This window comes from Rhizobium sp. BK289 (assembly GCF_014193575.1).
GTDB lineage: Bacteria > Pseudomonadota > Alphaproteobacteria > Rhizobiales > Rhizobiaceae > Rhizobium > Rhizobium tropici_C.
In genome coordinates, this window is the sequence record NZ_JACHZO010000002.1 from 261,265 (window position 1) to 286,848 (window position 25,584).

General features: G+C 60.4%; 24 protein-coding genes and 1 riboswitch. Of the genes, 5 read left to right on the forward strand and 19 right to left on the reverse strand.

Going from position 1 to position 25,584, the window contains the following annotated elements:
* Positions 1–43: 43 nt before the first annotated feature.
* Positions 44–1,018, forward strand: a complete 975-nt coding sequence (znuA, locus tag FHT84_RS05005) for a zinc ABC transporter substrate-binding protein ZnuA (protein ID WP_112343995.1) — start codon at positions 44–46, stop codon at positions 1,016–1,018.
* A gap of 92 nt (positions 1,019–1,110) precedes the next feature.
* The gene (locus tag FHT84_RS05010; protein WP_183761355.1) at positions 1,111–2,316 is read left to right on the forward strand and encodes a GTP-binding protein; all 1,206 of its coding nucleotides are present in this window, start codon (positions 1,111–1,113) and stop codon (positions 2,314–2,316) included.
* Between the two features lie 187 nt (positions 2,317–2,503).
* On the opposite strand, the gene FHT84_RS05015 is transcribed toward FHT84_RS05010, so the two are convergent.
* The 14 genes from FHT84_RS05015 to FHT84_RS05080 all read right to left on the reverse strand — a co-directional run bounded on the left by FHT84_RS05015 (position 2,504) and on the right by FHT84_RS05080 (position 15,749).
* Positions 2,504–3,226: a PAS domain-containing protein gene (locus tag FHT84_RS05015; protein WP_112343992.1), complete on the reverse strand. Its 723-nt coding sequence runs from the start codon at positions 3,224–3,226 to the stop codon at positions 2,504–2,506.
* A gap of 273 nt (positions 3,227–3,499) precedes the next feature.
* On the reverse strand, positions 3,500–4,432 hold the full coding sequence (locus FHT84_RS05020) for a lipid A biosynthesis lauroyl acyltransferase (protein WP_112343991.1): 933 nt from the start codon (positions 4,430–4,432) through the stop codon (positions 3,500–3,502).
* 5 nt (positions 4,433–4,437) lie between these two features.
* The gene (locus FHT84_RS05025) at positions 4,438–5,466 is read right to left on the reverse strand and encodes a zinc-binding dehydrogenase (RefSeq protein ID WP_112343990.1); all 1,029 of its coding nucleotides are present in this window, start codon (positions 5,464–5,466) and stop codon (positions 4,438–4,440) included.
* A 54-nt stretch (positions 5,467–5,520) separates the two neighbouring features.
* Positions 5,521–6,801, reverse strand: a complete 1,281-nt coding sequence (locus FHT84_RS05030) for a beta-ketoacyl-ACP synthase (protein ID WP_183761352.1) — start codon at positions 6,799–6,801, stop codon at positions 5,521–5,523.
* 10 nt (positions 6,802–6,811) lie between these two features.
* Entirely contained in the window at positions 6,812–8,017 is a 1,206-nt protein-coding gene (locus FHT84_RS05035) for a beta-ketoacyl-ACP synthase (RefSeq protein ID WP_112343988.1), read from the reverse strand.
* 46 nt (positions 8,018–8,063) lie between these two features.
* Complete coding sequence (locus FHT84_RS05040; protein WP_112343987.1) at positions 8,064–8,537, reverse strand: 3-hydroxyacyl-ACP dehydratase FabZ family protein; 474 nt, start codon at positions 8,535–8,537, stop codon at positions 8,064–8,066.
* A 122-nt stretch (positions 8,538–8,659) separates the two neighbouring features.
* Positions 8,660–8,938 (reverse strand): acyl carrier protein, encoded by a 279-nt coding sequence (locus tag FHT84_RS05045; RefSeq protein ID WP_041677496.1) that lies wholly within the window; start codon positions 8,936–8,938, stop codon positions 8,660–8,662.
* A 217-nt stretch (positions 8,939–9,155) separates the two neighbouring features.
* Positions 9,156–9,584, reverse strand: a complete 429-nt coding sequence (locus FHT84_RS05050; RefSeq protein WP_112343986.1) for a L,D-transpeptidase — start codon at positions 9,582–9,584, stop codon at positions 9,156–9,158.
* 119 nt (positions 9,585–9,703) lie between these two features.
* On the reverse strand, positions 9,704–10,684 hold the full coding sequence (gene cbiB, locus FHT84_RS05055; protein ID WP_112343985.1) for an adenosylcobinamide-phosphate synthase CbiB: 981 nt from the start codon (positions 10,682–10,684) through the stop codon (positions 9,704–9,706).
* 90 nt (positions 10,685–10,774) lie between these two features.
* On the reverse strand, positions 10,775–11,794 hold the full coding sequence (gene cobD, locus FHT84_RS05060) for a threonine-phosphate decarboxylase CobD (RefSeq protein WP_113249279.1): 1,020 nt from the start codon (positions 11,792–11,794) through the stop codon (positions 10,775–10,777).
* Positions 11,791–13,098 (reverse strand): cobyrinate a,c-diamide synthase, encoded by a 1,308-nt coding sequence (locus FHT84_RS05065; RefSeq protein WP_112343983.1) that lies wholly within the window; start codon positions 13,096–13,098, stop codon positions 11,791–11,793. The genes cobD and FHT84_RS05065 overlap by 4 nt, the downstream gene beginning before the upstream one ends.
* Positions 13,095–13,943, reverse strand: a complete 849-nt coding sequence (gene cobA, locus FHT84_RS05070; RefSeq protein WP_112343982.1) for a uroporphyrinogen-III C-methyltransferase — start codon at positions 13,941–13,943, stop codon at positions 13,095–13,097. The genes FHT84_RS05065 and cobA overlap by 4 nt, the downstream gene beginning before the upstream one ends.
* 288 nt (positions 13,944–14,231) lie before the next feature.
* Positions 14,232–15,191, reverse strand: coding sequence for a nucleoside hydrolase (locus FHT84_RS05075; protein WP_112343981.1), 960 nt, complete (start codon positions 15,189–15,191; stop codon positions 14,232–14,234).
* A 153-nt stretch (positions 15,192–15,344) separates the two neighbouring features.
* Positions 15,345–15,749 (reverse strand): cobalamin biosynthesis protein, encoded by a 405-nt coding sequence (locus FHT84_RS05080; protein ID WP_112343980.1) that lies wholly within the window; start codon positions 15,747–15,749, stop codon positions 15,345–15,347.
* 148 nt (positions 15,750–15,897) lie between these two features.
* On the opposite strand from FHT84_RS05080, the gene FHT84_RS05085 reads away from it, so the two are divergent.
* The 3 genes from FHT84_RS05085 to FHT84_RS05095 all read left to right on the forward strand — a co-directional run bounded on the left by FHT84_RS05085 (position 15,898) and on the right by FHT84_RS05095 (position 17,950).
* On the forward strand, positions 15,898–16,683 hold the full coding sequence (locus FHT84_RS05085; RefSeq protein ID WP_112343979.1) for a TSUP family transporter: 786 nt from the start codon (positions 15,898–15,900) through the stop codon (positions 16,681–16,683).
* A 101-nt stretch (positions 16,684–16,784) separates the two neighbouring features.
* Positions 16,785–17,150, forward strand: a complete 366-nt coding sequence (locus tag FHT84_RS05090; protein ID WP_112343978.1) for a nuclear transport factor 2 family protein — start codon at positions 16,785–16,787, stop codon at positions 17,148–17,150.
* Entirely contained in the window at positions 17,147–17,950 is an 804-nt protein-coding gene (locus FHT84_RS05095; RefSeq protein WP_112343977.1) for a helix-turn-helix transcriptional regulator, read from the forward strand. The genes FHT84_RS05090 and FHT84_RS05095 overlap by 4 nt, the downstream gene beginning before the upstream one ends.
* A 15-nt stretch (positions 17,951–17,965) precedes the next feature.
* On the opposite strand, the gene cobO is transcribed toward FHT84_RS05095, so the two are convergent.
* The 5 genes from cobO to cobU all read right to left on the reverse strand — a co-directional run bounded on the left by cobO (position 17,966) and on the right by cobU (position 24,999).
* A complete protein-coding gene (cobO, locus tag FHT84_RS05100; protein ID WP_112343976.1) occupies positions 17,966–18,610 on the reverse strand; it encodes a cob(I)yrinic acid a,c-diamide adenosyltransferase in 645 nt (214 codons plus the stop codon).
* Positions 18,607–19,206 (reverse strand): dimethylsulfonioproprionate lyase family protein, encoded by a 600-nt coding sequence (locus tag FHT84_RS05105; protein WP_112343975.1) that lies wholly within the window; start codon positions 19,204–19,206, stop codon positions 18,607–18,609. The genes cobO and FHT84_RS05105 overlap by 4 nt, the downstream gene beginning before the upstream one ends.
* The gene (cobN, locus tag FHT84_RS05110; RefSeq protein WP_113249281.1) at positions 19,203–23,183 is read right to left on the reverse strand and encodes a cobaltochelatase subunit CobN; all 3,981 of its coding nucleotides are present in this window, start codon (positions 23,181–23,183) and stop codon (positions 19,203–19,205) included. Before cobN ends, FHT84_RS05105 begins: the two co-directional genes overlap by 4 nt.
* 236 nt (positions 23,184–23,419) lie before the next feature.
* Positions 23,420–24,469, reverse strand: coding sequence for a cobalamin biosynthesis protein CobW (cobW, locus tag FHT84_RS05115; RefSeq protein WP_112344066.1), 1,050 nt, complete (start codon positions 24,467–24,469; stop codon positions 23,420–23,422).
* Positions 24,470–24,474: 5 nt separating this feature from the next.
* Positions 24,475–24,999 carry a bifunctional adenosylcobinamide kinase/adenosylcobinamide-phosphate guanylyltransferase gene (gene cobU / locus FHT84_RS05120; protein ID WP_112343973.1) on the reverse strand — a complete coding sequence of 175 codons (525 nt, stop codon included), beginning with the start codon at positions 24,997–24,999 and terminating at the stop codon, positions 24,475–24,477.
* Between the two features lie 140 nt (positions 25,000–25,139).
* Positions 25,140–25,539: riboswitch (cobalamin riboswitch) on the reverse strand.
* Positions 25,540–25,584: the final 45 nt, after the last annotated feature.

A 25,584-nucleotide genomic window follows, 5' to 3' on the forward strand; every position in this document is an offset into this window, starting at 1 on the left:
TTGATGTAATAACATAACAGACCCATTCAAGGGCATTTCTAGCATGAACGCAGCAAAAGCTTTTATTCCCCTCGCCGCCACCCTCCTGCTTTCCGGCCTGCTTGCCGGTACCACTGCGACGGCAGCCGACGCACCAAAGGTCGTCGTCTCCATAAAGCCGATCCATTCGCTTGTCGCCGCGATCATGCAAGGGGTCGGAACACCTGATCTGATCGTTGACGGCGCCACCTCGCCACATACCTATGCGCTCAAGCCGTCGAATGCCCGCAGTCTCCAGCAGGCGCAGGTGGTTTTCTGGGTCGGACCAGGCATGGAAGCCTTCCTGGAGAAACCGCTCGCATCCCTCGGCGCCAACGCCACCGTCGTCGAACTCGACGATGCGCCCGGCATCACCAAGCTCAAATTCCGCGAAGGCGGCGCCTTCGAGCCGCATGACGACGGCGATGAAGCGGCGACCGGGGAAAACCATGCACATGATCATGGTGACCACGATCATGATCACGGCGAGTTCGACACCCATCTCTGGCTCGATCCACACAACGCCAAAGCGATGGTCGCCGAGATCACCACGTCGCTGGTCGCAGCCGACCCTGCCAATGCACTGACCTATGAAGCAAACCAGAAGGCTCTGAACGATAAGCTCGATGCTCTGGATAGCGAAATCGCCGCTGCCGTCGCGCCGGTGAAGGACAAACCTTTCATCGTCTTCCACGACGCCTATCAGTATTTCGAGCATCGCTATGGCGTGCGCGTTTCCGGCTCGATTACGGTTAGGCCGGAAACCATTCCGGGCGCACAGCGCGTCGCCGAGATCCACAGCAAGGTCGCCGATCTCGGCGCGACCTGCGTTTTCGCGGAACCGCAATTCGAACCGAAGCTGGTCAATGTGGTGCTGGAAGGTACGCCCGCAAAATCTGGTGTCCTCGATCCTGAAGCCGCAACGCTGCCGCAAGGGCCGGATCTCTATTTCGACCTGATGCGCGGTATCGCAAGTTCTCTGAAAGAGTGCCTCTCCTGAATAAGGCTATGTAGCGCCGAAGGAAGCGAGCCCTATGCTCGCTTTTTTTATCTTACCAGATGTAATGATATTACATTACGAGCGAGGTTATCATGAACAAGAAGCTTCCGGTCACCGTCCTCTCCGGTTTCCTTGGCGCCGGCAAGACGACGCTGCTCAACCATATCCTCAACAATCGTGAAGGCTTGCGTGTCGCCGTCATCGTCAACGACATGAGCGAAGTAAATATCGATGCGGCGCTGGTGCGCGATGGCGGCGCCAATCTCTCGCGCACGGAGGAACAGCTCGTCGAGATGACCAATGGCTGCATCTGTTGCACATTGCGCGACGACCTGCTGAAGGAAGTCCGCCAGCTCGCGGAGCAGGATCGCTTCGACTATCTGCTGATCGAATCCACAGGCATTGCCGAGCCCCTGCCCGTTGCCACCACCTTCGAGTTCCGCGACGAGGATGGCAGCAGCCTCTCCGACGTTGCCAGGCTTGATACGATGGTGACCGTCGTCGATGCGGCCAATCTTCTTGCCGACTATGGTTCGACGGTTTTCCTGGCCGACCGAGGTGAAACCGCCGGCGACGGCGACAACCGGACCATCGTCGATCTCCTGGTCGAGCAGATAGAATTTGCCGATGTCGTGATCCTGAACAAGGTCGGTTCGGCAACGGCTGGACAACGCGACGCCGCCCGCAAGATCATCGTCGGCCTCAACCCCGATGCTCGTCTCATCGAGGCGGATTTCGGCGCGATCGAACCGACGGAGGTTCTCGGCACCGGCCGCTTCGACATCGATCGAGCCGAGACCCATCCGCTCTGGTACAAGGAACTGCACGGCTTCAAGGATCACGTTCCCGAAACGGAAGAATACGGCATTCGCTCCTTCGTCTACCGCGCGAAAAAACCGTTCGATCCCACGAAATTTCAAGCCTTTCTCAATCGCTCCTGGCCGGGCGTCGTCCGCGCCAAGGGCTTCTTCTGGCTTGCAACCCGGCCCTTTTATGTCGGCGAGATGAGCCAGGCCGGCGCGCTTGTCCGCACGAGCAAGATGGGTCTCTGGTGGGCTGCCGTGCCTGAGGATCAATGGCCGCGCGATCCCTCCTTCAAACGCGCCCTCGCGCCCTATCTCGATCCGATTTGGGGCGATCGCCGCCAGGAATTGGTATTCATCGGCGCCGACCCGATGAATGAGAAGCAGATCACGACCGAGCTGGACGCTTGTCTTGTCGAGGCGGATCGTTTCACGCCGGAACGTTGGCGGGACCTGCCCGATTCCTTTGCAAGCTGGAACGGGCCGACGGCATGAAAAAGCCGAAAGTGATCAGGTTTCGCTGCCAATGCTTCGAGTGCGGGAGCGATGACACTCCCGAGGACGACGGATTGCGATCCGCTGCGGCCGAGCCGGACCAGACAGACAGAAAATCAGGCGAAACGAATCCTCGCCTGATGACGGATGTGGTCGGAAAATTGCTGTTTGGGGCCTGAACGTGCGTTCAGGCCACCAGCATGCCGGTGGGAACGGCGATGATCTCATGCATGACGAGTAGCGCGCCGATCACCTCTGTCTTGGCACGCAGCGGCGTCATCGTGCAGTGAAGCACCTTGCCGGACTCCACCTGACGAAAGGATGGATAGAGACACTCCACCTTCTCGCCGGCAAAGCAGGCATCGAGCTTCGCCTTCACACTGCTTTCGAAATAGTCGGAACCGATGAATTCGGAGATATGACGCCCGACGAGCTCCATCGGTTTCGATTTCAGAAATTCCGAATTGGCCGCGTTGCTGTAGAGATAGCGATAGTCCTGCGTGACGACCGCAACGCGATCCGGCAAGCTATCCAGAATGACATCGTTCAAAACGCTGCCTTCCCCGAATCCCAACTCATTGTCGAGACTGGTTTTCTCACTCGAAAATGCCCGTAGGACTTCGCTGGCCGCTTGGTTTGCGCCACCGAAATAACGGTCGATCAGCACCGAAAGCGAAGCGGAATTATGCATCACTCGCGACCGATCATCCGCTTCTTCCCGGATGAGATTGTTCATGAACTGGAGCTGCATGTAGATTTCGAGCAGACTCGTGGCCTTATAGGCCAGGATCGCCGCGATAAGTGGCTCTAATTCGCTATCAAGCGACGCTACAAGCTCATCGTCGCCAAGTTTTATCGCACGCTGAATCTGATTACATTTCGTGGAGAAGGCATGAAAGAGTGCCAGCAAAATTGCCCTCCTGTCCCTGAACACAACAGGACGCAGGGGCCTCGTTTCCCGGCGTTGCCATGCCCAAGGATATTCAGTTTGGTGTCCGCATTCTCACCAAACTTTCTACATTGTGAATTAACATGACTTACCTCCACTTTCAATCCGGATGAACGGAAGTTCTCGGGAAAGGAGAATTTTCTGGAAAGCAAGGCTTACCGACAGCAACGACTGCATGAAAGACAGGATGCAAATCCGCGCACAGATTCGTCGCGCACGCGCCGGAATTCGGGCCTAGAAAACGGTTTTCTTGATATTCCAGCGATCGTGATACCAGAGCCACTGCTCGGGATTTTCCCTCACCCAGCTCTCCACCTTGTCGTTCAGCATCTGCGCCGTTGCCGTCAGATCGAGACCGCCGGCCTCGTTGCGCGGCATCTCTAGCTTCGGCTCGATTTCCAGCCGGTAGCGATTGCCGGGCAGCCGGATGCAGCGGGCCGGGTAGACCTCGCAATTGAACTGGCGCACAAGTTTCGGCAAAAGCGGATTCGTCTTCACATCCCGGCCAAAGAATCGGGTTTTCAGGCCCTTGCGAAATTTCTGATCGACCAGCACGCCGACACCGCGACCCGCCTCCAATTCTCTCGCAAGGCTGAAGGATGATCCGGCGTGGGACGGTACAAGATTGCCCATGCGCTTGGCGCGAAAGTCAAAGACCTTCTTCGCGACATAGGGGTTGTTCGGCGGACGGAACAATACGGTCACCGTCAGGCCGAAAGCGGCGCCCGCGACAGGCAGCAGCTCGAAATTGCCGGTATGTCCGGTAAAGACGATGAACGGCCGAGGATTGTCCCTGAGATCGAGGAAGATCGGAATGCCTGAAACTTCGATTCGCCCGGGCTTGTCGCTATGGGGATCGAAGTCGAAAAGCCGGTCGAGAAAGACATATTCGGCCGCGAGCCGGCCCATATTCCCCCAGCTTGCGCGTGCGATCTCCTCGATTTCGCTCTCGCTCTTTTCCGGAAAGGCATTGCGCAGATTGGTCAGCATCAGCTGATGCCGGCGCATGCGCGGGCCAATCCTGCGGGTCAGCCGATCGGCAAAATTGATGCCCGCATCTGCCGGAAACAGCTTCAGGAAATTGAGAAATCCGAAAATGACCTGCGCCACCAGCCACTGCCGGAAATTTCTGAGCGCAAGGACGATCCGGGTGATGAAAAGCTTCACGCGGCTCAGTCCATCTTCAGGATGATCTTGCCGAAGATCTGGCGCGATTCCATCCGCTCCAGCGCTCGATCGATATCATTGAAGCCGACTTCGGTATCGATCACAGGGTGAACGAGGCCGCGCGCCATCTTCTGCATGGCATTGGCCATGTTCTCCATGCGGCAACCGAAGGAGCCGAGCAGCTTCAATTGCTGCTGGAACAGCATCATCAGATTGATATCGGTCGAAACGCCCGAGGTCGAGCCGCAGGTGACGAGACGTCCGCCACGCTTCATGCAGAGCATGGAGCCTGCCCACGTATCCTTGCCGACATGTTCGAAGACCACGTCGACCCCCTTCTTCTTCGTCAGCTTGCGCACGACGCCCTCGAAGCGGTCGGTGCGGTAATTGATGACGTGATCGGCGCCGAGTGCCTTCGCCTTTTCGATCTTGTCATCGGAACCGACGGTGGTGATCACGGTGCAGCCGATCTTCTTGGCAAGCTGGATTGCGGCGGTACCGATACCCGAGCCGCCCGCGTGAACGAGGATCGTCTCGCCCGGTTCGAGCTTGGCATTGTCGAAGAGCATATGCTCGACGGTGCCGAAGGTGACGGGAGCAAGGGCCGCGCCGATCGCGTCGACGCCGGGAGGCGCCGGGACAAGCAGGCGAGCCGGGAGATTGACCTTCTCCTGCGCGAAACCATCGAGATGGAAGCCGTGCACACCGCTGACATGTTCGCAGAGATTGTCGCGGCCTTCTCGGCAATGGCGGCAAAGCCCGCAGGTCTGCGCACCGTAGATCGATACGAGCTGCCCAGGCAGGACGTTGGCAACGCCCGGGCCGATCGCTTCGACGACGCCAGCAGCCTCGGCGCCGATGACCAGCGGCATCTTGCGCTTGGCGAACGCCATGCCGCGCCATCCCCAGACATCGATATGGTTGAGCGCGACGGCCTTGACGCGCAGGGTCACCTCACCTGCGCCCGGCGCATCCGGCTCCGGCAGATCGGTGATCTCAAGTTTGCGGTCGTCGATCAGTTGCAAAGCACGCATGGCAAAGTCCCTCGCCCCTCGGGCGCAGTTGTATTCTGTTTTTCAGACGTCCGATTAAGCCGGTTCAAGCGCCATGACAAGGCTGGCATTCTGGCCGCCGAACCCGAAAGAATTCGAAAGAACGGCATTCACCTGCTTTTCACGCTTCTTGTTCGGCACCACGTCGAGGATGATCGACGGATCCGGATTGTTGTAGTTGATGGTCGGCGGCAGAGTGCCGGTCAGCATGGTCTGCAGCGAGAACACCGCTTCGACTGCGCCGGCCGCCGTCAGCGTATGCCCGATCATCGACTTGTTCGATGAGACGGGGATGTTCGGAAGCCGCTCGCCGAAGACCGCGGACATCGCACCATATTCCATCTTGTCGTTCTCCGGCGTCGAAGTGCCGTGAGCGTTGATGTAGCCGATATCGGCCTCTGCCATGCCGGCATCGGCAAGTGCCGCCCGGATCGTCGCAATCGCCGGGCCGCCATCGGGCGAAGAGCGCGTGCGATGGAAGGAGTCGGCCTTGTCGCCCGCACCCTTCATGATGCCCAGGATCTTCGCACCGCGCGCGACTGCCGCTTCGAGCGATTCCAGCACCAGCGTCGCCGCCCCTTCGGCGATGACAAAGCCGTCACGATCCTTGCTGAACGGCTTGGAGGCCTTGGTCGGCGGATCGTTCTGCGTCGACAGCGCCGACAGCAGCGAGAAGCGGATCAGTGCTTCGGCACTCAACGAACCATCGGTCGCAACCGTCAGCGCCCGCGTCGTGCGGCCCTGCCGGATCGCCTCGATACCGAGCTGAATGGCGGTCACACCCGATGCACAGGCTGTCGACAGCGTCACCGGCAGGCCGCGCGTGCCAAAGCGATCGGCAAGGCGTTCGGAAATGGCGCCGAAAAGTGCCGCTTCATGGAAGGCCGGATCCGGACGCTGGCGCATGGCCGCAAGGAAACGCTCATAGGCGTCGCCCTGATGATCGGCCGGCGGCGAGCGGTCGGCGAGCTCGAAACGCGCGCTCCATTCCGGCTCGATCGGCGGTGCAGCCAGGAACAGCGGCGCGTCGAAATCGCCAGAAATCCCGGCCTGGGCCAGCGCTTCGATGGTTGTTTCGCGGGCGAAGGCGTAGGAGCGCTCGACAGCGTTCGGGACGGGAATATCGATGAAATCCACCGTGCCGGCGATACGCGTCGAAAGGCCGTCCGTCGGGAAGCGCGTGATACCGTGAATGCCTGACGTGCCGGAGGAAAGCGCGTTCCAGTTATCCTTCAGGCCCTGCCCCAGCGACGTGATGATCCCCATGCCGGTGACGGCGACGATCGGACGTCCAAGATGATCCTTGTAAGCGGTCATATCCTGCTCCTCACGCTTCAGCGGAAATTACGGCGATGCCTTCACCGCGCGAATGCCCGACGGTCGTCACCACAGCCTTGCGAGCACCCGTCGCCATCGGCTTTTCATGCGCGGCATCGAAGGGCGGCACCTTGGCCTGGCTGGCGACGGCGAGCGCCGCAAAGGCGAGCCCGAGCGGGAACTGGCTTTCCAGCCCGTGTCCGGAAATACCGGAATAGGCGCGGATGGCCGAGCCCGGAAGCTGCGCCTCGAGCACCGTCTTTTCGCGCTGGGCCAAGCCGGGGATGGCCGTCGTGCCGGAAAAAACGACTGTCGCGTCGCCCGACGCCTGCTTGGCTGCCGGTGCGAGCAGGCGCTCCAACCGCGCTTCGAACTTGCCCTCGTCGCGCCGGCCGCGATCGCCCTCGACGGCATCGATGGTTGCATAGATATGCGCGCCGCGGCCTTCGGCATGGGCACGCGATTCAAGAACGAGGAAGGCGCTCAGCGATCCCATGATCATGCCGCCGTCTTCCGGCTTGCGCGACCAGACGGGATGCCAGTCACCCTGAGCGTGGGCATTGATCGCCTCGATCAGCAGGATCATGTCCAGTCTTTCAGCGGAAAAGGCGCCCCCCACCAGGGCATGGCTCGATTCGCCCGACTTGATGCGATGAAAAGCGGTCTCGACGGCGGAAATACCAGCGGCTTCCTCACCCATGAAGGTGCGCGACGAGCCCGTGACCTTGTGGACGATCGAAATATTGCCGGCAAGCAGGTTGGAAAGCTGCGCCAGGAACAAAGTCGGCCGCAGTTCGGTGGTCAGCTTCTCGTTCAGAAGCAATTCGCGATCATTGCGCTGCAGGCCTTCGTTGACGATCAGCGTATCGACATTGATGTCGCGCTCGCCGCCGCCGGCTGCAACGATCATGTCCATGGTGCCGCAGGCTTCCAGATCGTCCTTGAAGCCGGCGTCGTCAAGAGCAAGGCCGGCGGTGAAGACGCCAATGCGCTGCCAGTTTTCCATCTGGCGCTGATCGCCCCGCTTTGGAATCTGTTGCGACCAATCGATCTCAGGCAGCGGATGCACGGGATAGGGCTTGAATTTCTCGGTTTCGACGATGGTCGCCGGCGCCTTGTCCGCCTTCAAAAGGGCGACATGCGCGTCCTTGCCAACGCCCTGACAGGTAACGATGCCGATACCCGTGATCACCACATCATTCTGAGCCTTGCTCATTCATCAATCCTCTTCGAATGCGGCGGCGCCGAACAAGCCGGCAGCATCAACCGTTGGCGGCGATGGCGTCGAGAAGCCCGACTTCGCCTGCCCGCTTGCGCACGATATCGCCAAGCGGCAACTCATTAAACGGCATGGTCCGCAGCTTCAACTGCGCATCGCAGACCTTCTTTCCGGCGATGGTGATGCGCGCCTTGGTGACGGCGAAGCCCGAACCGTCATGCTCGAGTTCGGCCTCGATATCAAGTTTGGCTTCCGGCTCGACGAACGTCCGCATCTTGGCACCGTCCACCGACATCAGGAATGGCATATAGGCGAATTTCGTCGCGGCAAGCACGAGCATGCCCGAGGCCTGCGCCATTGTTTCGATCAGCAGAACACCCGGGACAAGCGGCATGCCGGGGAAATGGCCTTCGAAAACCGGGCTTTTCGCCGGAACGACGGAATGCGCCTTCAACAGGCCCTTGGACAGATCGACCGATTCGACCCTGTCGATCATCTGGAAATATTCCAGCAGCATTAACGCCTCCGCTCCAACCCGATAACGCAGCATGCGTCGGGCGGGATACGCTATTTAAGAATGAAACCGCCCGGCCGCCATGTTCAGGGGCGGCTGGGCGTCAAAAAATGCAAGGATGTTGCTCAGCCCTTGGCGGCGCGCAATTCATCGATCTTGGCGCAGAGATTCTTCAGGACGAAGTACTCTTCGGTCGAGACCTTGCCTTCGTTGACTTCCTGCGTCCACTTCTCGAGCGGGATCTTGATGCCGAACTCCTTGTCGATAGCAAAGACGATATCCAGGAAGTCCAGGCTGTCGATACCGAGGTCGTCGATCGTGTGGCTATCCGGGGTGATCGTGTCACGATCGATTTCGCTGGTTTCAGCGATGATGTCGGCAACTTTGTCAAATGTAGCAGTCACTGCCCATACCTCTTGAAATAATAATTCACCCCCTCATAGGGAAATCCATATCAAAAGCCAATGGTTTCCACCAGAAACTCCGGCAATTTGGCGAAGCACTGTTGCGCAAACAGCAAAGTGACGATCGCGTCACAATTGCGGAATCAAGGGCGACATGCGCGCAAGATGCGGCAGTATTGCGGCTACAGCGAAGCGAAAGGCTTGCCGCGTTGCGGCGCTAATCGCTGATCACGATGCGGGTATTGTGAAGCCCCGCATCCGACGTCATCGCAAAGAAAGTGGCGGCGTTGCGTGTGTCGAGCCGCACGCAGCCATGCGATGCCGGCCGGCCAAGTCGCCTCACCTCGTAAGTGCCGTGAATGGCATAGCCGCCGTTGAAGAACACGGCATAGGGCATCGGCGCATCGTCATATTTCTTCGAGCGGTGATCCCTGGACAACCATTTGGCGGTATAGGAGCCGACAGGCGTCACATAACCCGTGCGAGCCGTCGATACGCGCCAGCGATATTTAAAAGCCCCGTCCTCGGAAACGGTCATTGTTTGCGATCGAAGATCGACCACTGCAAGAACAGTTCCGGCATGAGCCGAAATGGCATGAAACTGCATGAACAGACATGCCGTTGCTACGAATGCGACACGCTTCATCTTGCCCCCTCCGACTGTTTGCTTCCTTCCAGAGCAATTCAGACGATGGGGAATTCTATCGCTATGCTAATTATACCAAATTAATACATATAGTGAGCGATTGCTTAATTTAGGGGCGCTCACAGCAGCAGCAGAAATCCCAAAAAGGCGAGAAATGTCAGCATCGAGCATGCGGAATAGAAGATGGAAATACCGGCTTCGATATCGCTGACGGTAGCGGTATCGCGGCCGGAACCGTTGATCATCGGTTCACGCACGAGTTCCCCGCCATAGATTCTCGGACCGGCGAGCTGGATATCAAGCGCGCCTGCCATGGCGGCCTCCGGCCTGCCGGAATTGGGCGAACGGTGCAGTCCGCCGTCCCGGACCCCGATGCGGATCGCATTTCCAAGCGCGGAAATCCCCCGCTTGGCCAAGGCTCCGGCAGCAATCAGCAGAATGGAGAGCCGTGCAGCCGGCCAGTTGGCAATATCATCCAGGCGCGCGGCGGCGCGGCCGAAATCTATATAGGTCTCGGACTTGTGGCCGATCATCGAATCGGCGGTATTGAGCATCTTGTAGAAGAACAGGCCCGGAAGGCCGAAAAAACCGTACCAAAGGGCGGGGGCAACGACGCCGTCGGAAAAATTCTCGGCGAGGCTTTCGATGGCCGCGCGGCAAATCCCGGGTTCATCCAGCGTCTCGGGGTCGCGGCCGACGATGCGCGATACGGCCAACCGACCGCCTTCCAGACCGTCCGCACGCAGCGCACGCGATACCTCGCCGACATGATCGGCAAGGCTTTTCTGCGCCAGGAAAACCGCCGCGAGTATCGCTTCTGCCAATATGCCAAGCCAGCCGAAGAAGGCGAGAAATCCATGAATGGCCCAGCCGGCGATGGCAGCTCCCATGAGCAGCGCGACGATGGACATGATCCCGTTGCGGCGGCGGAGCACTCCGGGCAGATGCTTTGCATTGAACCGGCCGTCGAAATATGAAATCGCCTTGCCGAACAGCACGACCGGGTGCGGAAAGCGCTTCCACAACCAGTGGGGATCGCCGACGATACGGTCGAGCAGCAAGGCAAGGACCAGAATGAGCAAATGTTCGTCGGCGGTCATTGCGAATAATCCTTTAGAGCATGATGCCGAAAAGTATTTGAGCGGTTTTCGGACACCATCATGCTCTACTTCTTTGTTTCTAGAGCGGATTCAGATTTTAGGTCGAACAGACCTAAAATCATCCGACTCTAGCACCCCGGCGAGTCTTTGATCAGCCTCCTCGTCCGGGGTCAGTCCGAAGCGCAGCCAATTGCGGGCGTAATCGAACTTGCGGACCAGGATACGATGGCGGCAAAGATGCGTATATAGGCCCTCGGCGCGGTCGTCTGCAACCAGTGCAAACAGGGGGGTGCCGCCGGCGATCTCAAGCGTCGATCGACGAAGAACTCCTTCCAGCGCCGAATACCGTTGAAGAATGCGGTTTCGGATGGCGCCTGTATCGCCTTCCATGAGCGACGCGGCGATCGAAAGAGCCGGCCCGGAAACCGCCCAGGGACCGAGCCAATCCTCGAAACGGGTTAGGATCGCGGCCTCGGCAATCACGAACCCGAGACGAAGGCCGGCCAGGCCGAAAAACTTTCCGAACGAACGGAAGATGATGAGATTCGGCATCGAGGCGGCAAAAGGCGCCACGCTCGCTGCCGGCTCCATATCGCCGAAGGCCTCATCGACAAGAAGGCTCCCCCCTTGGCTCCGTAGCCTGTCGTGCAAATCCCGCAACTGCTCGATGGGCAGTCTCCGCCCATCGGGATTGTTGGGATTGACGGCAACGACCAGCCTGTCGTCGGCGGTGAGTTCGGCAATCGTCGAAACCTGGCGGACCCGCAGCCCCGCCAGCGTAAAGGCTCTCGCATATTCGCCATAGGTCGGCGAGAGGATCGCGACGCTGCCACCGGGAACCAGCCTCGGAAGCAATTGAATGACGGACTGCGTGCCGGGAACCGGCAAGGGCAGAATATCGCCGCTGCGGTAATAGTTCCTCGCCGCTTCCCGCGCCCGCTCGTGCAAATGCTGGTCAGGCAACCTGTGCCATGCCGCGACAGGGATTTCCGGCAGCGTCACCGGATTGGGATTGATGCCGGTGGAGAGATCCAGCCATTCCTCCGGACGACCGCCATATTGGCGTGCCGCAGCCGTGATGCCGCCTCCATGGACGATCCTGTTGGTCATACGGCGTCACCGGCGAGATCGATCAAATGCATGTAGGAGCCGGCAACGTTGCCACGCTGCAAGCCGGCGGCACCGAGATCGTTATTGAGCGCATCCCTCACTGCAAACAGACGGTCCGCCTCACCTTCCGAGACGATGGTCGAATAATGAAACTCATGGGCCGTCATCGGCTTGTCGAAAAAAGAGCCGGCAAGCGGCACCACGCGCCGATAGCCTAAATGACGCTGCCGCTTCTCATAACTGGTGACCACGGGCAAGAGGCTCAGCATTTCGTGGCGCGCACCTGCCGCATCTACAAGCCCCTCGCCGAGCACCATATAGCCGCCGCACTCGCCATAGATGCGCACCCCGCGGGAAGCCGCCGTCTTCACGCCATCCCGGAAATGCTGAGCGGCAGCAAGCTTAGGGGCGTGCAATTCCGGATAGCCGCCCGGCAGATAGATGGCATCGGCATCGGCCGAGGGGGCTTCGTCCGCGAGCGGAGAAAAGAAGGATATTTCCGCGCCACGCCGCTTCCAACCGAGCAGCATATGCTCATAGCAGAAGGCGAAAGCGATATCCCGCGCGACCGCAATGCGCTGGCCGAACGGCATAAGCCGCGCAATATTGGCCGCTGAGGTGCGAACGAGATGCTGGTGCGCCGCCCTCAACAGCAGATCGAAATCGCAGGCTTTCGAGACGACCTCGGCAGCCGCCTCGATAAACTGCTCCAGTGCACCGTGCTCTCCCGCCTGCACAAGACCGAGATGCCTCTCCGGCAATGCCAGGACGGCATCACTGCGGATAACCGCGACAACAGGCATATGCACCGCATTCAACGCCTGGCGCAGCATTCTCTCATGCCTGTCGCTGGCGACGCGATTGAGCACGACACCGGCAATGCGGATATCGGCACGGAAATTGGCAAAACCGGTAACGATGGCGGCAACCGATTGCGACATGCGCGAGCAGTCGACGACGAGCACGACGGACAAGCCAAGCAAGGCGGCAAGATCCGCCGGCGTGCCCGTACCGTCAGCAGCACCGTCGAACAGGCCCATCATCCCCTCGGTGACGAGCATCCTTCCGCCGGCGCGATGAAGTGCCGCGTTAGCGGAAATGAGTTCGGCGCGCATGGCCCAGGGATCGAAATTGAGGCAGGCCGATCCGACCGCTGCCGCATGAAAGGCGGGGTCGATGTAATCCGGTCCGGCTTTGCCGGATGCGACCGCGACACCCCTGTTTCGCAGTGCTCTCAGCAGACCGAGTGTAAATGTGGTCTTACCGGAGCCTGATGAAGGTGCCGCGATCAGAAGCCCGCTCATGCCGACACCTTGCGTCCGCTTTCGCCGGGCCTTTCAGCGGCCGGCACCAGCGTGCGGCCGGATAGGGCGCCAAGCCAATCGAGCGATGACCGCAATTTCACCACCTCGCCGACGACGACGATAGCCGGCGGCTCGAGACCGGAAGCTTCGACATCAACAGGCGCTCGCCCGAGCGTCGTCTCCAGGACTTGTTGAGAGGATGTCGCCGCATTGCAGACGAAGGCAACGGGTTCGTCCGCCGAACGGCCGGCGGCAATGAGATTGGCGCTGATCTGGGCGATGTGCTTCATCGCCATATACATGACGATGACGGGCGATCCCCTGCCGATGGCCTCCCAATTGATGGCGTCTGGCACAACACCGGACGAATCATGGCCGGTGAGGAAGGTGACGGCGTGATTGACGTCGCGATGGGTGACGGGAATGCCGGCATAGGCCAAACCGCCGATCCCAGCCGTAATGCCGGGCACGATGCGGAAGGGAATTCCGTGCTCGACGAGTGTCAACGCCTCCTCACCGCCGCGCCCGAAAACGAAAGGATCGCCGCCCTTCAGGCGCAGCACGCGCTTGCCTGCCCGCGCTAGCTCCACCAGCCGCAGAGAAATATCCCGCTGCTTGGCAGAAGGCTTGCCGCCGCGCTTGCCGGCATATTCCAGCACCACACCCGATCGGGCGAGCTTGAGGCAATCCTCGTTCACCAGGGCGTCATGCACGATGATATCCGCCTCAGCCAGCCCTTTGGCCGCCAGCAGGGTCAGGAGCCCCGGATCGCCCGGCCCGGCGCCGACGAGCCAGACGGAGCCCGGCTCCAAGGCCGGCAGAGTGGAAAAAGCGGTATCGTTCATCCCATGTGTCCTATGCCCGGATGGGCGAAATTGCAATGTTGAGAACGGGATAAGACAGCCTCGGTTCGACATCGTTCCCATTGCCGACATTACGCCATAGGACTGCCCAGCGTGAGCGATAGCACGCTATGAGCTTTTCCAACGGCGACAGGAAATGAAAAACCTATTGATTGATCGTATGACATTCCGGACTTGGTATGTCCGGAAACTTAAATAGGCCCACAATAAGCTGAGGAAATGGCTCTTCAGCGAGATGTGAAGGGGGCACGCGCCCCCTTCAGAGAGAATTTAATGTCTGATCTTGCCCAGGATCACGTCGCGGATCAGATCGACGACCTGCTGTGAGCGAATGCCGGTGCAGACGATCTGGCTCGGCAGATTGTCCCAATCGCCCGGCGGGAAATGACGGCCGTTCGGCTTGACGATCGTCTGACCATCGGCAATGCCGCCGCAGACGACGCGGACCGAACCTTCGATCGTGTCGAACAGCTCCGGCGCGACGACATAGACGCAGGCGCAGCTGTCGTGCACCATCATGCCGTCTTCGACGGCGTGCTTGTAGAAATCGATATAGGATTGCGATAGATCCGACAGCAGCTGCACCGAAGGTCCGCCGTCCCTCGCCATATCGGCCAGATAGCCGCGGCTCATGGTCGTCACCGCCGTCACGTCGAGGCCCACCACGACCACTTTCCAGGCCGCCGTCATGACGAAATCGGCGGCTTCCGGATCACCGTGAATATTGGCTTCCGCAACCGGAGAGACATTGCCCGGCACATAGAAATTGCCGCCCATGATGACCACACCCTTCACGAGCTTGGCGATATCCGGATCGTGCTTCAGCGCCAGAGCCAAATTGGTCATGCGGCCGACGGCGACCAGGGTCACCTCGCCCGGATTGGCGCGAACGGTGTCGATGATGAACTGGTAAGCCGGCCGCGGATCGGCCGGCAGGTCGATCGTATCGGGCACATCGATGTCGCCGAGGCCGTTATGGCCGTGAACCATTATCGGCCACGGCCGCTCGTGCCGCGAAGGATCGAAAGTGACGCTGGCGCCGCGCGCAACCGGACACGCAATATTCCACTCGCGCTTCAGGAACAGCGCATTGCGGGTCGTCGTATCCACTGAGGCGTTGCCGAACACCGTCGTCACGCCAAGAAGGTCGATATCCGGGTGACGATGCAGGAAGAGAAGCGCCATGGCGTCGTCAACGCCCGGATCGGTATCATAAATGACCTTATGCATGATTTTTCCTTACCAACATGCTGAATAAGCTTGATCTTTCGGAATTTTCGTCATCGCGGATCGCGCTTGAACTACCGGCATACACGAGAACCGCAGACGGCGAAATGCCCCACCGATATCGCACGGACCATTTAAGTCTGACAGCGTTAGCCCTCAGGCAATTCTAGCGATCGCCGCCGTCGCAAAACTGGATTTGATCTTCGGGAGCACAAGCTCCGAATCCGGCCCGGCCGCCGCAAGCGCCGCAGCTTCCGCGACGCCATGACAACCGGTATGGGCGAAAACGAGTTCGGACGGGTTCTTCAGCCTGGGTGTCTCCCGCTCCAATGCGGCCGCCTTGAAGAAGCGGACTGGCAGACGGAAATGCGTGGCGGTCTCGAGGATCGCCTGCTCATTCATGCGCGTATCGATCGACACGACGGCCAGAACCTGCTGGCTCCCGATCCCAACCTCCTGAAAAGCTCTTTCCGCAAGCATCCGCACGTCGTTCCAGTCGGTGCCGCGCTCGCAGCCAAGACCCAGAAGATAGCGGCGGGTGGAATTGGCATAGGTCGTCATGTTCACTCCCAACAGCATCAACCGATATCACAGCTGTAACGAGCGCCTTTCGACGCGTCAATTTCGCCTGGTGTGTCTCGATAGCAATTGCCTTGCGACAAGCGAAGTGCCAGAAGGCCGCTGATTTCCCGCCTCCGAGTTCCCCGCCTTGCCAGACATTACAGTTCAACTCCTGCTTTTGCTTTTTGCCGCCGCGTTCTTCGCCGGTTTCGTCGATTCGATCGCCGGCGGCGGTGGGCTGATTACCGTGCCTGCCATGCTGCTGGCCGGCATTCCGCCGCTGCAGACCCTTGGCACGAACAAGGTGCAGTCGATCTGCGGCGCGGCTTCGGCAACGATCGCCTATGCCCGGCAAGGACATGTCGAGCTTCGCGAGCAGCTTCCGATGGCGGCGATGGCTGTGATCGGAGGCATGCTCGGTGCATTGCTGGCGACCATCATGCCGAGCCAGGTTCTGCGCATCATCCTGCCCTTCCTGCTGATCGCAATTGCGCTCTATTTCGCCCTGAAACCCAACCTCGGCGATGTCGAAAAGCATCGGCGCATGAGCGCCAGACTCTTCGGCGTAACGTTCGTGCCGCTGATCGGCTTTTATGACGGCGCCTTCGGCCCCGGAACCGGTTCGTTCCTGATGCTCGCCTTCGTCACACTCGCCGGCTTCGGCCTGCTGAAGGCGACGGCGCATACGAAGCTGCTCAATTTCGGCTCGAATCTTGGTGGCCTGATCGTCTTCATCTCCTCCGGCGCCATCCTTTGGAAGGTCGGTCTGACGATGGGGCTCGGCCAATTCCTCGGCGCGCAGCTCGGCTCGCGGCTTGCCATGCGCATCGGTGCGAAACTGATCAAGCCGCTGCTCGTCATCGTCTGCATAGCCTTTGCGATCAAGCTGCTGGCGGATCCCACCCATCCCGTCAGGATCTGGCTTGGGCTGTAAGAAACGCGCCTTTGATTACCTCCGACGTAATTGATAGTGCTTCGGTACGCGCCGATGATCGCCCTGCCTGAACGGTTCAGGCGATCCAAAGGAGTTGACCGATGACTGACGCGAACACCATTGCAGACCGCTATATCGCCATCTGGAACGAGGCCGACGCCGAACGTCGCCGCGCGCTCATTGCCGAGGCATGGACGGAAGACTGCAGCTATGTCGACCCGATGATGCACGCGGACAATCGTGAAGAAATCCACGCGCTGGTCACGGCGGCGCACGAGCGCTTCCCCGGCTTCCGCTTCACACTCATCACGAACGGCGATCGCCACGGCGACAATCTTCGCTTCTCCTGGGGCTTCGGTCCGGCCGATGCCGAACCGCTGATCAAGGGCACGGATTTCGCCATCCTCGAAGGCGAGCGACTGAAATCCGTTCACGGCTTTATCGACCAGCTGCCGGTTGCCGCATGATGAACCCGGCCCGCTCTCTCGGCGACCATCTGCGCGAATGGCGGCAGCGCCGCCGCCTGAGCCAGCTCGAATTCGCCCTTGAAGCTGATATATCGCAGCGACATCTGAGCTTCATCGAGAGCGGGCGGGCGCTTCCAAGCCGCGAGATGCTGATGCATCTCGCCGAACGGCTCGGCGTACCATTGCGCGAACGCAATCCGATGCTCCTCGCTGCCGGATTTGCCCCGGTCTTTCCGGAGCGCAAACTGAATGATCCGGCGCTTGCTCCGGCACGCCGCGCCATCGACATGCTCCTGAAGGGGCACGAACCCTTCCCGGCTCTGGCCGTCGACCGGCATTGGACGCTGATCGCTGCCAATGCCGCCGTCGCACCGCTGCTTGCCAGCGTGACCGATACCTCGCTGACCGAAGGACCGATCAATGTCCTGCGTCTAAGCCTGCATCCGCATGGCCTGGCGCCTCGGATCGCCAACCTCTCCGAATGGCGTGCGCATCTATTGGAACGCCTTCGCCAGCAGATATCGGCAACCGGCGATCCCGTTCTGACAAAACTGCTTGAGGAATTGTTGGCCTACCCCGCACCTGCGGCACCGAAATCGGTGGCTCCGGAACGGGATTTTGCCGGCATCGCCGTGCCCCTCGAACTTGTCACCGAGGCAGGCCAGCTCTCCTTCATCTCGACCACGACCGTCTTCGGAACGCCCGTCGACGTCACGCTTTCGGAACTCGCAATCGAATCGTTCTTTCCCGCGAACTCGCAGACGGCAGAAGCTCTGAAGGCGATGCTGCTGGGCGATTGAACGCCTGGGAAACGATCAGAACTCGACGCCAGGCTGCCCCTTGATACCCGAGCGGAAGGGATGCTTGATCAATTCCATCTCGGTGACGAGATCGGCGATCTCGATCAATTCTTCCTTGGCGTTGCGCCCGGTCAGAACCACATGGGTCATGTAGGGCTTCTCATTCTTGAGGAACTCAAGCACTTCGTTGATATCGAGGTAGTCGTAGCGTAGCGCGATATTGATCTCGTCCAGCAGCACCATGGAGTTGCGCTCGTCCCGGATCAGCTCCTTGGCCTTTTCCCAGGCGGCAGAGGCCGCGGCCACGTCGCGGGCGCGGTCCTGTGTTTCCCAGGTGAAGCCCTCACCCATCGTATGGAACTGGCAAAGATCGGAAAAATGCTTCTCGATGAGGTCGCGCTCGCCGGTCCACATGGCACCCTTGATGAACTGCACCACCGCACTCGGCTTTCCATGAGCGATGTGGCGGAAGATCATCCCGAAAGCGGAGGAGGATTTTCCCTTGCCCTTGCCTGTATGGACGATGATCAGTCCCTTCTCGTCGGTCTTGGTCGCCATAATCTTGTCGCGCGCGGCCTTCTTCTTGGCCATCTTGTCGGCGTGACGGGCATCGTCGTTCTTCGGCGCGCCCGCACCGGTTTCGGCCAATTCGTCGCTCATTGCATTCTCCCTGATATGATCGTTTTCTGTGCCAGCGGCCCGCCGCGCCAAAGGTAGAGCGCGACAAGCGGCTGGTCTTCCGTGCGCATGGCGTGGCGGATGTTGGAGGGATGATGGATGATCTCGCCCGACCAGCGCGGCAGGAATGGCTGCGCGTCCTTGCTCCAGAGCGAACCGTCTGTCAGCGGAATATAGATCTCTTCCGCTTCGTGATGATGATCCGGGTAATGCACACCGGGACCGAGCAGCAGGAAACCGCCGGCCATCTCTTCGCTTGCGAAATGTCCGCGCGTGCCGAACAACTCGACCCAGCCATATCTCTGCAGGAAATCCGCACCGAAATCTGTGATGCTGTAGGTCTGGGCCCAATGCAGCATAGCCGCCGCATTCGAAAGCTTCTCGAAAAGAGCGCCTTCCGCCCCATCGACCGGTCGCTCTAACTCGCGGAGATAGGTAACGACCGGCAGATCGCGCGGTGCTAGCACCCGCTCTTCAGCCGGCCAGTCAAAACCTTGGATAAAATGCTGAAGCATCAGGTCGCTACGCGACAGCAGGTAATCTCGAAAAGCAACCAGAAGCTCGGCGACCGGACTCATTCCGCCGCCTCATTGCCCTTATCCAGGCTTTCGAGATCGAACCGCGCCGAATTGCTTCTCGGCGTCCAGAGCTTGCGATCGATTGCCTCCAGCAGACGTTCCCGCATCTCCCTCAGCGCCGCCGGGTTCTTCTCCGCCATGAAATCGCGCACATGCTGATCGACGACAAAAGCCTGGTAGACGGCCTCGAAGTGATGATTGCCGACAACGCCCGTCGTCGCGGCAAAGGCAAAAAGATAGTCCACCGTTGCAGCGATCTCGAAGGCGCCCTTGTAGCCGTGACGCATGATGCCCTCGATCCACTTGGGATTGACGACCCGCCCGCGCACGACCCGGCCAATCTCCTCTTCAAGCGAGCGGATCACCGGCTTTTCCGGCCTCGAATGGTCGTTGTGATAGATCGAAGGACGCGCGCCGCCAAGCTGCTCGGCCGCCGCCGCCATGCCGCCCTCGAACTGATAATAATCGTCGCTGTCGAGCAGATCGTGTTCGCGATTGTCCTGGTTCTGCACGACCGCCTGGATCGAACGCAACCGCTCTTCGAAGACGCCACGCTCGGCCCTTCCTTCCTCGCCGGCGCCATAGGCATAGCTTCCCCATACGAGATAAGCTTCGGCCAAATCCGCACGCCGCTCCCATCCCTTCTCGTCGATAAGCGCCTGCAGACCGGCGCCATAAGCCCCAGGCTTGGAACCGAAGACGCGATAACCAGCCCTGCGGCTGGCAGAGGCAGCGTCGAGGCCGGCAGCTTCGAGCCGCGCGATCTCGCCGCGCATACGCGCCGCAATCGGATTGTCCGCCGCATCTTCATCGAGCATGCCGACCGCGCGGATGGCCTTGTCGAACAAGGCGATCTGTTCGGGAAAGGCATCACGGAAGAAGCCGGAGATGCGCAGCGTGACATCGACACGCGGCCGCCGGAGCATGGCCGGCGGAATGATCTCATAGCCGGTGACGCGCCGCGAGGTCATGTCCCAGACGGGCTTGACGCCGATCAGCGCCAGCGCCTGCGCGATATCGTCGCCACCCGTGCGCATGTTCGATGTGCCCCATGCCGTCAGGCCGAAGGAAACGGGCCATTCGCCATGGTCCTGAACGTAACGGCGGATCAGCAATTCAGCCGATTTCCTGCCAAGCTCATAGGCGGCCGGCGTCGGAACCGCACGACTATCGACCGAATAGAAATTCCGCCCTGTCGGCAGAACATCCGGCCGCCCGCGTGTCGGCGCACCGGATGGGCCGGGAGGTACGAAACGGCCATCGAGCCCCTTGAGCAGGGCCGAAATTTCGGCATCGCCGCAAGCGAGGATGGAGGGCTGGAGTTTTGAGGCAATCTCGCCGAGAACCATGCGGGTGTTTGGCCAACTTTCAGGGCAGGCTGTTTCGCCATCCACGAGCTTCGCGGCCAGGAGTTCGATGCGCTCGACAGTGTCGCCCTGAGTGCGCCAGGGGGTATCGGAAGCATCCTGCAGGATGAAGGGGCGCGGGCCGGTCCATTCGGCGGCCACGTCGCAGTCAAGCGGATCAAATGGCTTATGTGGAGAGATACCCCCCTCTGTCCCTTTCGGGACATCTCCCCCACAAGGGGGGAGATTGTTCGCTCGCGGCACCTCCTCCGTCCGAAGCGAGATCGAAGCCGCTGATACTGTTGATGGAGAGGCAAAGGAACCAAGCGGCATACTCCCTCCAATCTCTCCCCTTGTGGGGGAGATGTCAGCAAAGCTGACAGAGGGGGGTATCGCACGCTCCACACCCTCAAAAGCATCCCACGCAATCGCCCGCTGCAAACTCTGATCGCCACCCTCGCCCACTCCGCGCGGCACCCTTGCCAGCGCCACCGTCAAATCCGTCAGCAGCCGTCCGGACGGCGAAACGCCGAAGATGTGCAGGCCGTCGCGGATCTGCATTTCCTTGAGGTCGCAGAGATAGGCGTCAAGCTTGCGCAAGGCCTCGTCTTCGCCCTCGCCCTTGGCAATACCCGCATCCTGATCCAGCCCGATATCGGCGACGAGATCGAGGATCTGCTTGCGGAGCAGACGGATGCGGCGGGGATCGCCGCCCGAAGCCTCGTAATATTCGTCGACGAGCGCCTCAAGGTCCTTCAGCGGGCCATAGCTTTCGGCGCGCGTCAGCGGCGGCGTCAGATGATCGATGATGACGGCGCTCGTGCGGCGCTTGGCCTGCGTACCCTCGCCGGGATCGTTGACGATGAAGGGATAAAGGTTCGGCAGCGGCCCGAGGATCGCTTCCGGGTAGCAGCTTTCCGACAGCGCCAGCGCCTTGCCCGGCAGCCATTCGAGATTGCCGTGCTTGCCCATGTGGATGACCGCATGCGCATCGAAGGAACGGCGAAGGAAGGCATAGAAGGCGAGATAGCCGTGCGGCGGCACGAGATCGGGAGAGTGGTAACTCTCTTTGGGATCGATGTTGTAGCCGCGCGCCGGCTGAATGCCGACAAGCACGTCCCCGAAGCGGGCGAACGGTAGCGCAAAGCCGCCATCGAACGCGTAAGGATCCACCGCCGGATCGCCCCAGCGCGCCGTGATTTCATCCTGAATCTGTTTGGGAAGCGACGAGAAGAAATCCTTGTAGTCGCTAAAGGAAAGCCTCTCGCGAACGACGCGCCCATCATGCCCCGAATTCGTCGGACCTTCCGCCAGATGCCGCATCAGTGCATCGCCGTCGGCAGGCAGATCGGCAACGCCGTAGCCTGCCGCCTGCATCGCCTTCAGCACCTCGATCGTACCGGCCGGAGTATCGAGCCCGACGCCATTACCCAAGCGCCCATCGCGATTGGGATAGTTCGCCATAATAAGCGCGACGCGGCGATCTTTAGGCAGCGTATTGCGCAGCCGCGCCCAATTGGCCGCGAGCCGCGCCGTGTAGCGCATGCGATCCGCAAGCGGCTCGCTGGCGACGATATTGGCTTCGACCCGCTCGTCGTAATGAGCCGCAGCCTTGAAGGACACAGCGCGCGCAAGAACACGGCCATCGACCTCGGGCAAAGCCACGTTCATGCCGAGATCGCGGGCCGAAAGCCCCTGCGAAGATGCCTCCCACGCCTCCTTCGATGAAGCCGAGAAGATAGCCTGCAGAACGACAGCGTCGTTGGTTTCCAGCACCGTCGCCTGACGATCCGCACCCGGCGCCGAAACGGCAAAGCCTGTCGCGTTGATGACCACTGCCGGCTTCAGCTCGGTAAAGACACTTTCGAGAATGCCGACGGACACGGCGTCCTTCAGGCTATAGGCAAAGACCGGCAACGGCCGCATGCCCTCGGCAATGAGCGCCTCTATCATGGCCTCGACGGGCTTGGTTTCACCGCTCTGGACGAGGGCGCGGTAGAAAGAAATAGCGACGGTCGGAGGTTCGAGTCCCTCCGGGACGACCACCCCCAAATTGAAAACCCTCCGCCACTCCTCCACGCCGATCACGCCCCGGCCCGGCCACCATATGCCGCCCTTCATCAACGGTACGGCAGGGATCGGCTTCTCGGCACCCGAGAGCATAGCTTCGGCATAGCCAAGAAACGCCCGCGAATTCGTCTCCCCGCCCTCGATCAGATAGGACCAGAGCGCGTTGAGATCATCGAGCGCGACGTTGGAAAATGGCGTCAGTCCCGGATCCGGCTTCGAATCCCCCGGCAGCACCGCAATCAAGGCGCCCTGGCGCGCCGCGCAGGCATGCAGCGCTTCCAGAGCATAATGGAAGTAGCTCGCCCCTCCCAGCGCCCGCACGATGATGAGCTTCGCGTGCCGCGCTGTCCTGTCGATATAGGTATCGACGGACATCGGATGCTTGAGGCTCATCAGGCTCGCAAGCCGAAGGGAACGGTCGCCCTCGCCATGCGCTGCGGCAATCGCCGCAAGCTCGGTATCGGCAGCCGACAGAAAAAGGATATCGCCGGGCGACTGCCCGAGATCGATCGCCTCCTCACCGTCGCTGATCGTTCCCTTCTGTGCCAGGAGGAGATGCATTAGATCTTAGAGTATGCGGCGGCATACCCCCCCCTGTCCCTCCGGGACATCTCCCCCACAAAGGGGGAAATTGTTTGGTGCCATGCCTCACCCCATCGACCATTCGAAGCCACTAAAACCTCGGTAGTCAGCCGTTTCGCAAAAACGTAGTCGTGAGTTCCCAATCTCCCCCCTTGTGGGGGAGATGTCCCGCAAGGGACAGAGGGGGGTATCGCACAGCAAAATCGGGACATCGATCAGACCAGCGCTTCAATCGCTTTGCGAACGATCGTCTCGTCCATCTCGTGCAGGCCGATCACCACGAGCCGGGTCGCGCGCGCTTCACCCGGCGTCCAGGCGCGATCGAAATAGGTGTCGATGCGACTGCCGACGGCCTGAAGCTGCAGGCGCATAGGCTTGCCGGGGACATCGACGAAGCCCTTGAGGCGCAGCACATCATGCTCCGCAATCACGCGCTTCAGCGCATCGACGAAGGCGGCCGGATCGGCAATCGGGCCGAGTTCGACGACGAAGCTGTCGAATTCGTCGTGGTCATGCGGCGTGCCGTCCTCATGCTCCAGTTCATGATGGGATTTGCGGTTGACGATATCGTCTTCCGTGCCAATGCCGAGGCCGAGCAGGACGGCAGCGGGCACGTCACCATTCTTCGCCTCGATGATTATCGGCTTGCGGGCGGTGCGCGAGGCGACCTCGGCGCGCACACGGCCGAGTCCGTCGACGTCGATCAGATCGGTCTTGTTGAGCACGATCAGATCGGCACAGGTCAGCTGATCTTCGAACAGTTCCTCGATCGGGCTTTCGTGGTCCAGCGAGTCGTCCTCGACGCGGGCAGCCTCGACAGCGTCGTGATCGTCGGCGAAGCGGCCGGCGGCAACGGCGGCGCTGTCAACGACAGTGATGACGCCGTCGACCGTGACATGGGTGCGAATGTCGGGCCAGTTGAAGGCGGCGACCAGCGGCTGCGGCAGCGCGAGGCCCGATGTTTCGATGACGATGTGATCCGGGCGCGCATCGCGCTCCAGCAGTTTCGTCATGGTGGGAATGAAATCATCGGCGACAGTGCAGCAGATGCAGCCGTTGGTGAGCTCGATGATGTCGTCTTCCGTGCAGTTCTCCGCGCCGCACCCCTTCAGAACGTCGCCATCGACGCCGAGATCGCCGAATTCGTTGATGATCAGCGCGATCTTCTTGCCGCCGGCATTCTGCAGGAGGTTGCGGATCATCGTCGTCTTGCCGGCTCCCAGGAAGCCGGTGATGACGGTGGCGGGAATCTTTTCCTGATTCATATGGATCAACCCTTCATTTTCAGCGGCAGGCCCGCTGCGATAAAATAAACTTCGGCACTCGCCGCCGCGACCATCTGGTGCAGACGGCCGGCATGGTCGCGAAATTCGCGCGCCATGCGATTTTCCGGCACGATTCCCAGGCCTACCTCATTGGAGACGAGAACGAGCCTTGATCGCGCAGTTGGCAGAAATGCAGTGAGAGCGGCAAATTCCGCCGCCATGTCACGCTCGGCCATCATCAGATTGGTTACCCAGAGCGTCAGGCAGTCGATAAGCACCGCCCGCCTCTCCGCGTCGATAGCCGCGAGCTGCCCGACGAGATCGATCGGCTCCTCATGCGTCTGCCATAGATCGCCGCGGTCGGCCCGATGCTTGGCGATGCGTTCGCGCATCTCGTCGTCCCACGCCTGCCCTGTCGCCACATAGTGACGTTCGAGACCGGTATCCGACACCAGAGATTCGGCAAACCTGGATTTGCCGGAACGCGCACCACCGAGGACGAAGATCGCTTGGGAAATCGAAGCCGACATGCGTTATGCCCACCCCCGTGCGGAAGCGAGGGTCGGCAGCACGTCGCTGGAACCGGGAAACGGGCGTCTACACGCCGAAAACTCGTCTTGCGCCATGACAACCTCCGTGCTGGCAGCGGAACTCGCGTCCCAAAACAGGCTCTGCGCCCGGCACGCATGGCAGGTCTCCTGGCTCGCGGATGAGGCGCCGCGACGGGGGCTGACCGAAGCCGGTCGCCCCCGATCGTGCGCCAGCGGATCTTTCTCGCCTTCCCGGCAATGCATCATGAAAAGGCGGACGATTCGTAGAATAAGAGGCGTCCAGCCCCCGTTGATCATGATGCCACACTAGTGGCTTTTTCGATTTGCGCCTGCCCCGCCCCGTTCGCCCCATGCGAACCATCGACGGAATCGGCTTCAAACCGAACGAAAGACCCTGACCGCTCTACAGTCGCGGGGTCGGCTGTGATGAGAACGCCCGGGTTGGGTCCGTCCCTTCACATTCCCTTTTCATCCCATGCGGCAGATCGCCGCCCGGGAACCATTCGTTATACGGGCAATGATTAGGCTTTCACCGACTTCAAGTCAATCAAGGGCATGGATGCG

Bases quoted from the DNA above. Each gene is read 5' to 3' on its own strand.
- znuA (WP_112343995.1), top strand. From the start codon at position 44: ATGAACGCAGCAAAAGCTTTTATTCCCCTCGCCGCCACCCTCCTGCTT.
- FHT84_RS05025 (WP_112343990.1), bottom strand. From the start codon at position 5,466: ATGCGTGCTTTGCAACTGATCGACGACCGCAAACTTGAGATCACCGAT.
- FHT84_RS05050 (WP_112343986.1), bottom strand. From the start codon at position 9,584: ATGAAGCGTGTCGCATTCGTAGCAACGGCATGTCTGTTCATGCAGTTT.
- cobD (WP_113249279.1), bottom strand. From the start codon at position 11,794: ATGACCAACAGGATCGTCCATGGAGGCGGCATCACGGCTGCGGCACGC.
- FHT84_RS05095 (WP_112343977.1), top strand. From the start codon at position 17,147: ATGATGAACCCGGCCCGCTCTCTCGGCGACCATCTGCGCGAATGGCGG.
- FHT84_RS05080 (WP_112343980.1), bottom strand. From the start codon at position 15,749: ATGACGACCTATGCCAATTCCACCCGCCGCTATCTTCTGGGTCTTGGC.
- cobA (WP_112343982.1), bottom strand. From the start codon at position 13,943: ATGAACGATACCGCTTTTTCCACTCTGCCGGCCTTGGAGCCGGGCTCC.
- cobU (WP_112343973.1), bottom strand. From the start codon at position 24,999: ATGTCGGCTTCGATTTCCCAAGCGATCTTCGTCCTCGGTGGTGCGCGT.
- FHT84_RS05035 (WP_112343988.1), bottom strand. From the start codon at position 8,017: ATGAGCAAGGCTCAGAATGATGTGGTGATCACGGGTATCGGCATCGTT.
- FHT84_RS05090 (WP_112343978.1), top strand. From the start codon at position 16,785: ATGACTGACGCGAACACCATTGCAGACCGCTATATCGCCATCTGGAAC.
- cobO (WP_112343976.1), bottom strand. From the start codon at position 18,610: ATGAGCGACGAATTGGCCGAAACCGGTGCGGGCGCGCCGAAGAACGAC.
- FHT84_RS05030 (WP_183761352.1), bottom strand. From the start codon at position 6,801: ATGACCGCTTACAAGGATCATCTTGGACGTCCGATCGTCGCCGTCACC.
- cbiB (WP_112343985.1), bottom strand. From the start codon at position 10,684: ATGACCGCCGACGAACATTTGCTCATTCTGGTCCTTGCCTTGCTGCTC.
- FHT84_RS05040 (WP_112343987.1), bottom strand. From the start codon at position 8,537: ATGCTGCTGGAATATTTCCAGATGATCGACAGGGTCGAATCGGTCGAT.
- FHT84_RS05105 (WP_112343975.1), bottom strand. From the start codon at position 19,206: ATGAGTCCGGTCGCCGAGCTTCTGGTTGCTTTTCGAGATTACCTGCTG.
- FHT84_RS05075 (WP_112343981.1), bottom strand. From the start codon at position 15,191: ATGCATAAGGTCATTTATGATACCGATCCGGGCGTTGACGACGCCATG.
- FHT84_RS05065 (WP_112343983.1), bottom strand. From the start codon at position 13,098: ATGAGCGGGCTTCTGATCGCGGCACCTTCATCAGGCTCCGGTAAGACC.
- FHT84_RS05010 (WP_183761355.1), top strand. From the start codon at position 1,111: ATGAACAAGAAGCTTCCGGTCACCGTCCTCTCCGGTTTCCTTGGCGCC.
- cobW (WP_112344066.1), bottom strand. From the start codon at position 24,469: ATGAATCAGGAAAAGATTCCCGCCACCGTCATCACCGGCTTCCTGGGA.
- cobN (WP_113249281.1), bottom strand. From the start codon at position 23,183: ATGCATCTCCTCCTGGCACAGAAGGGAACGATCAGCGACGGTGAGGAG.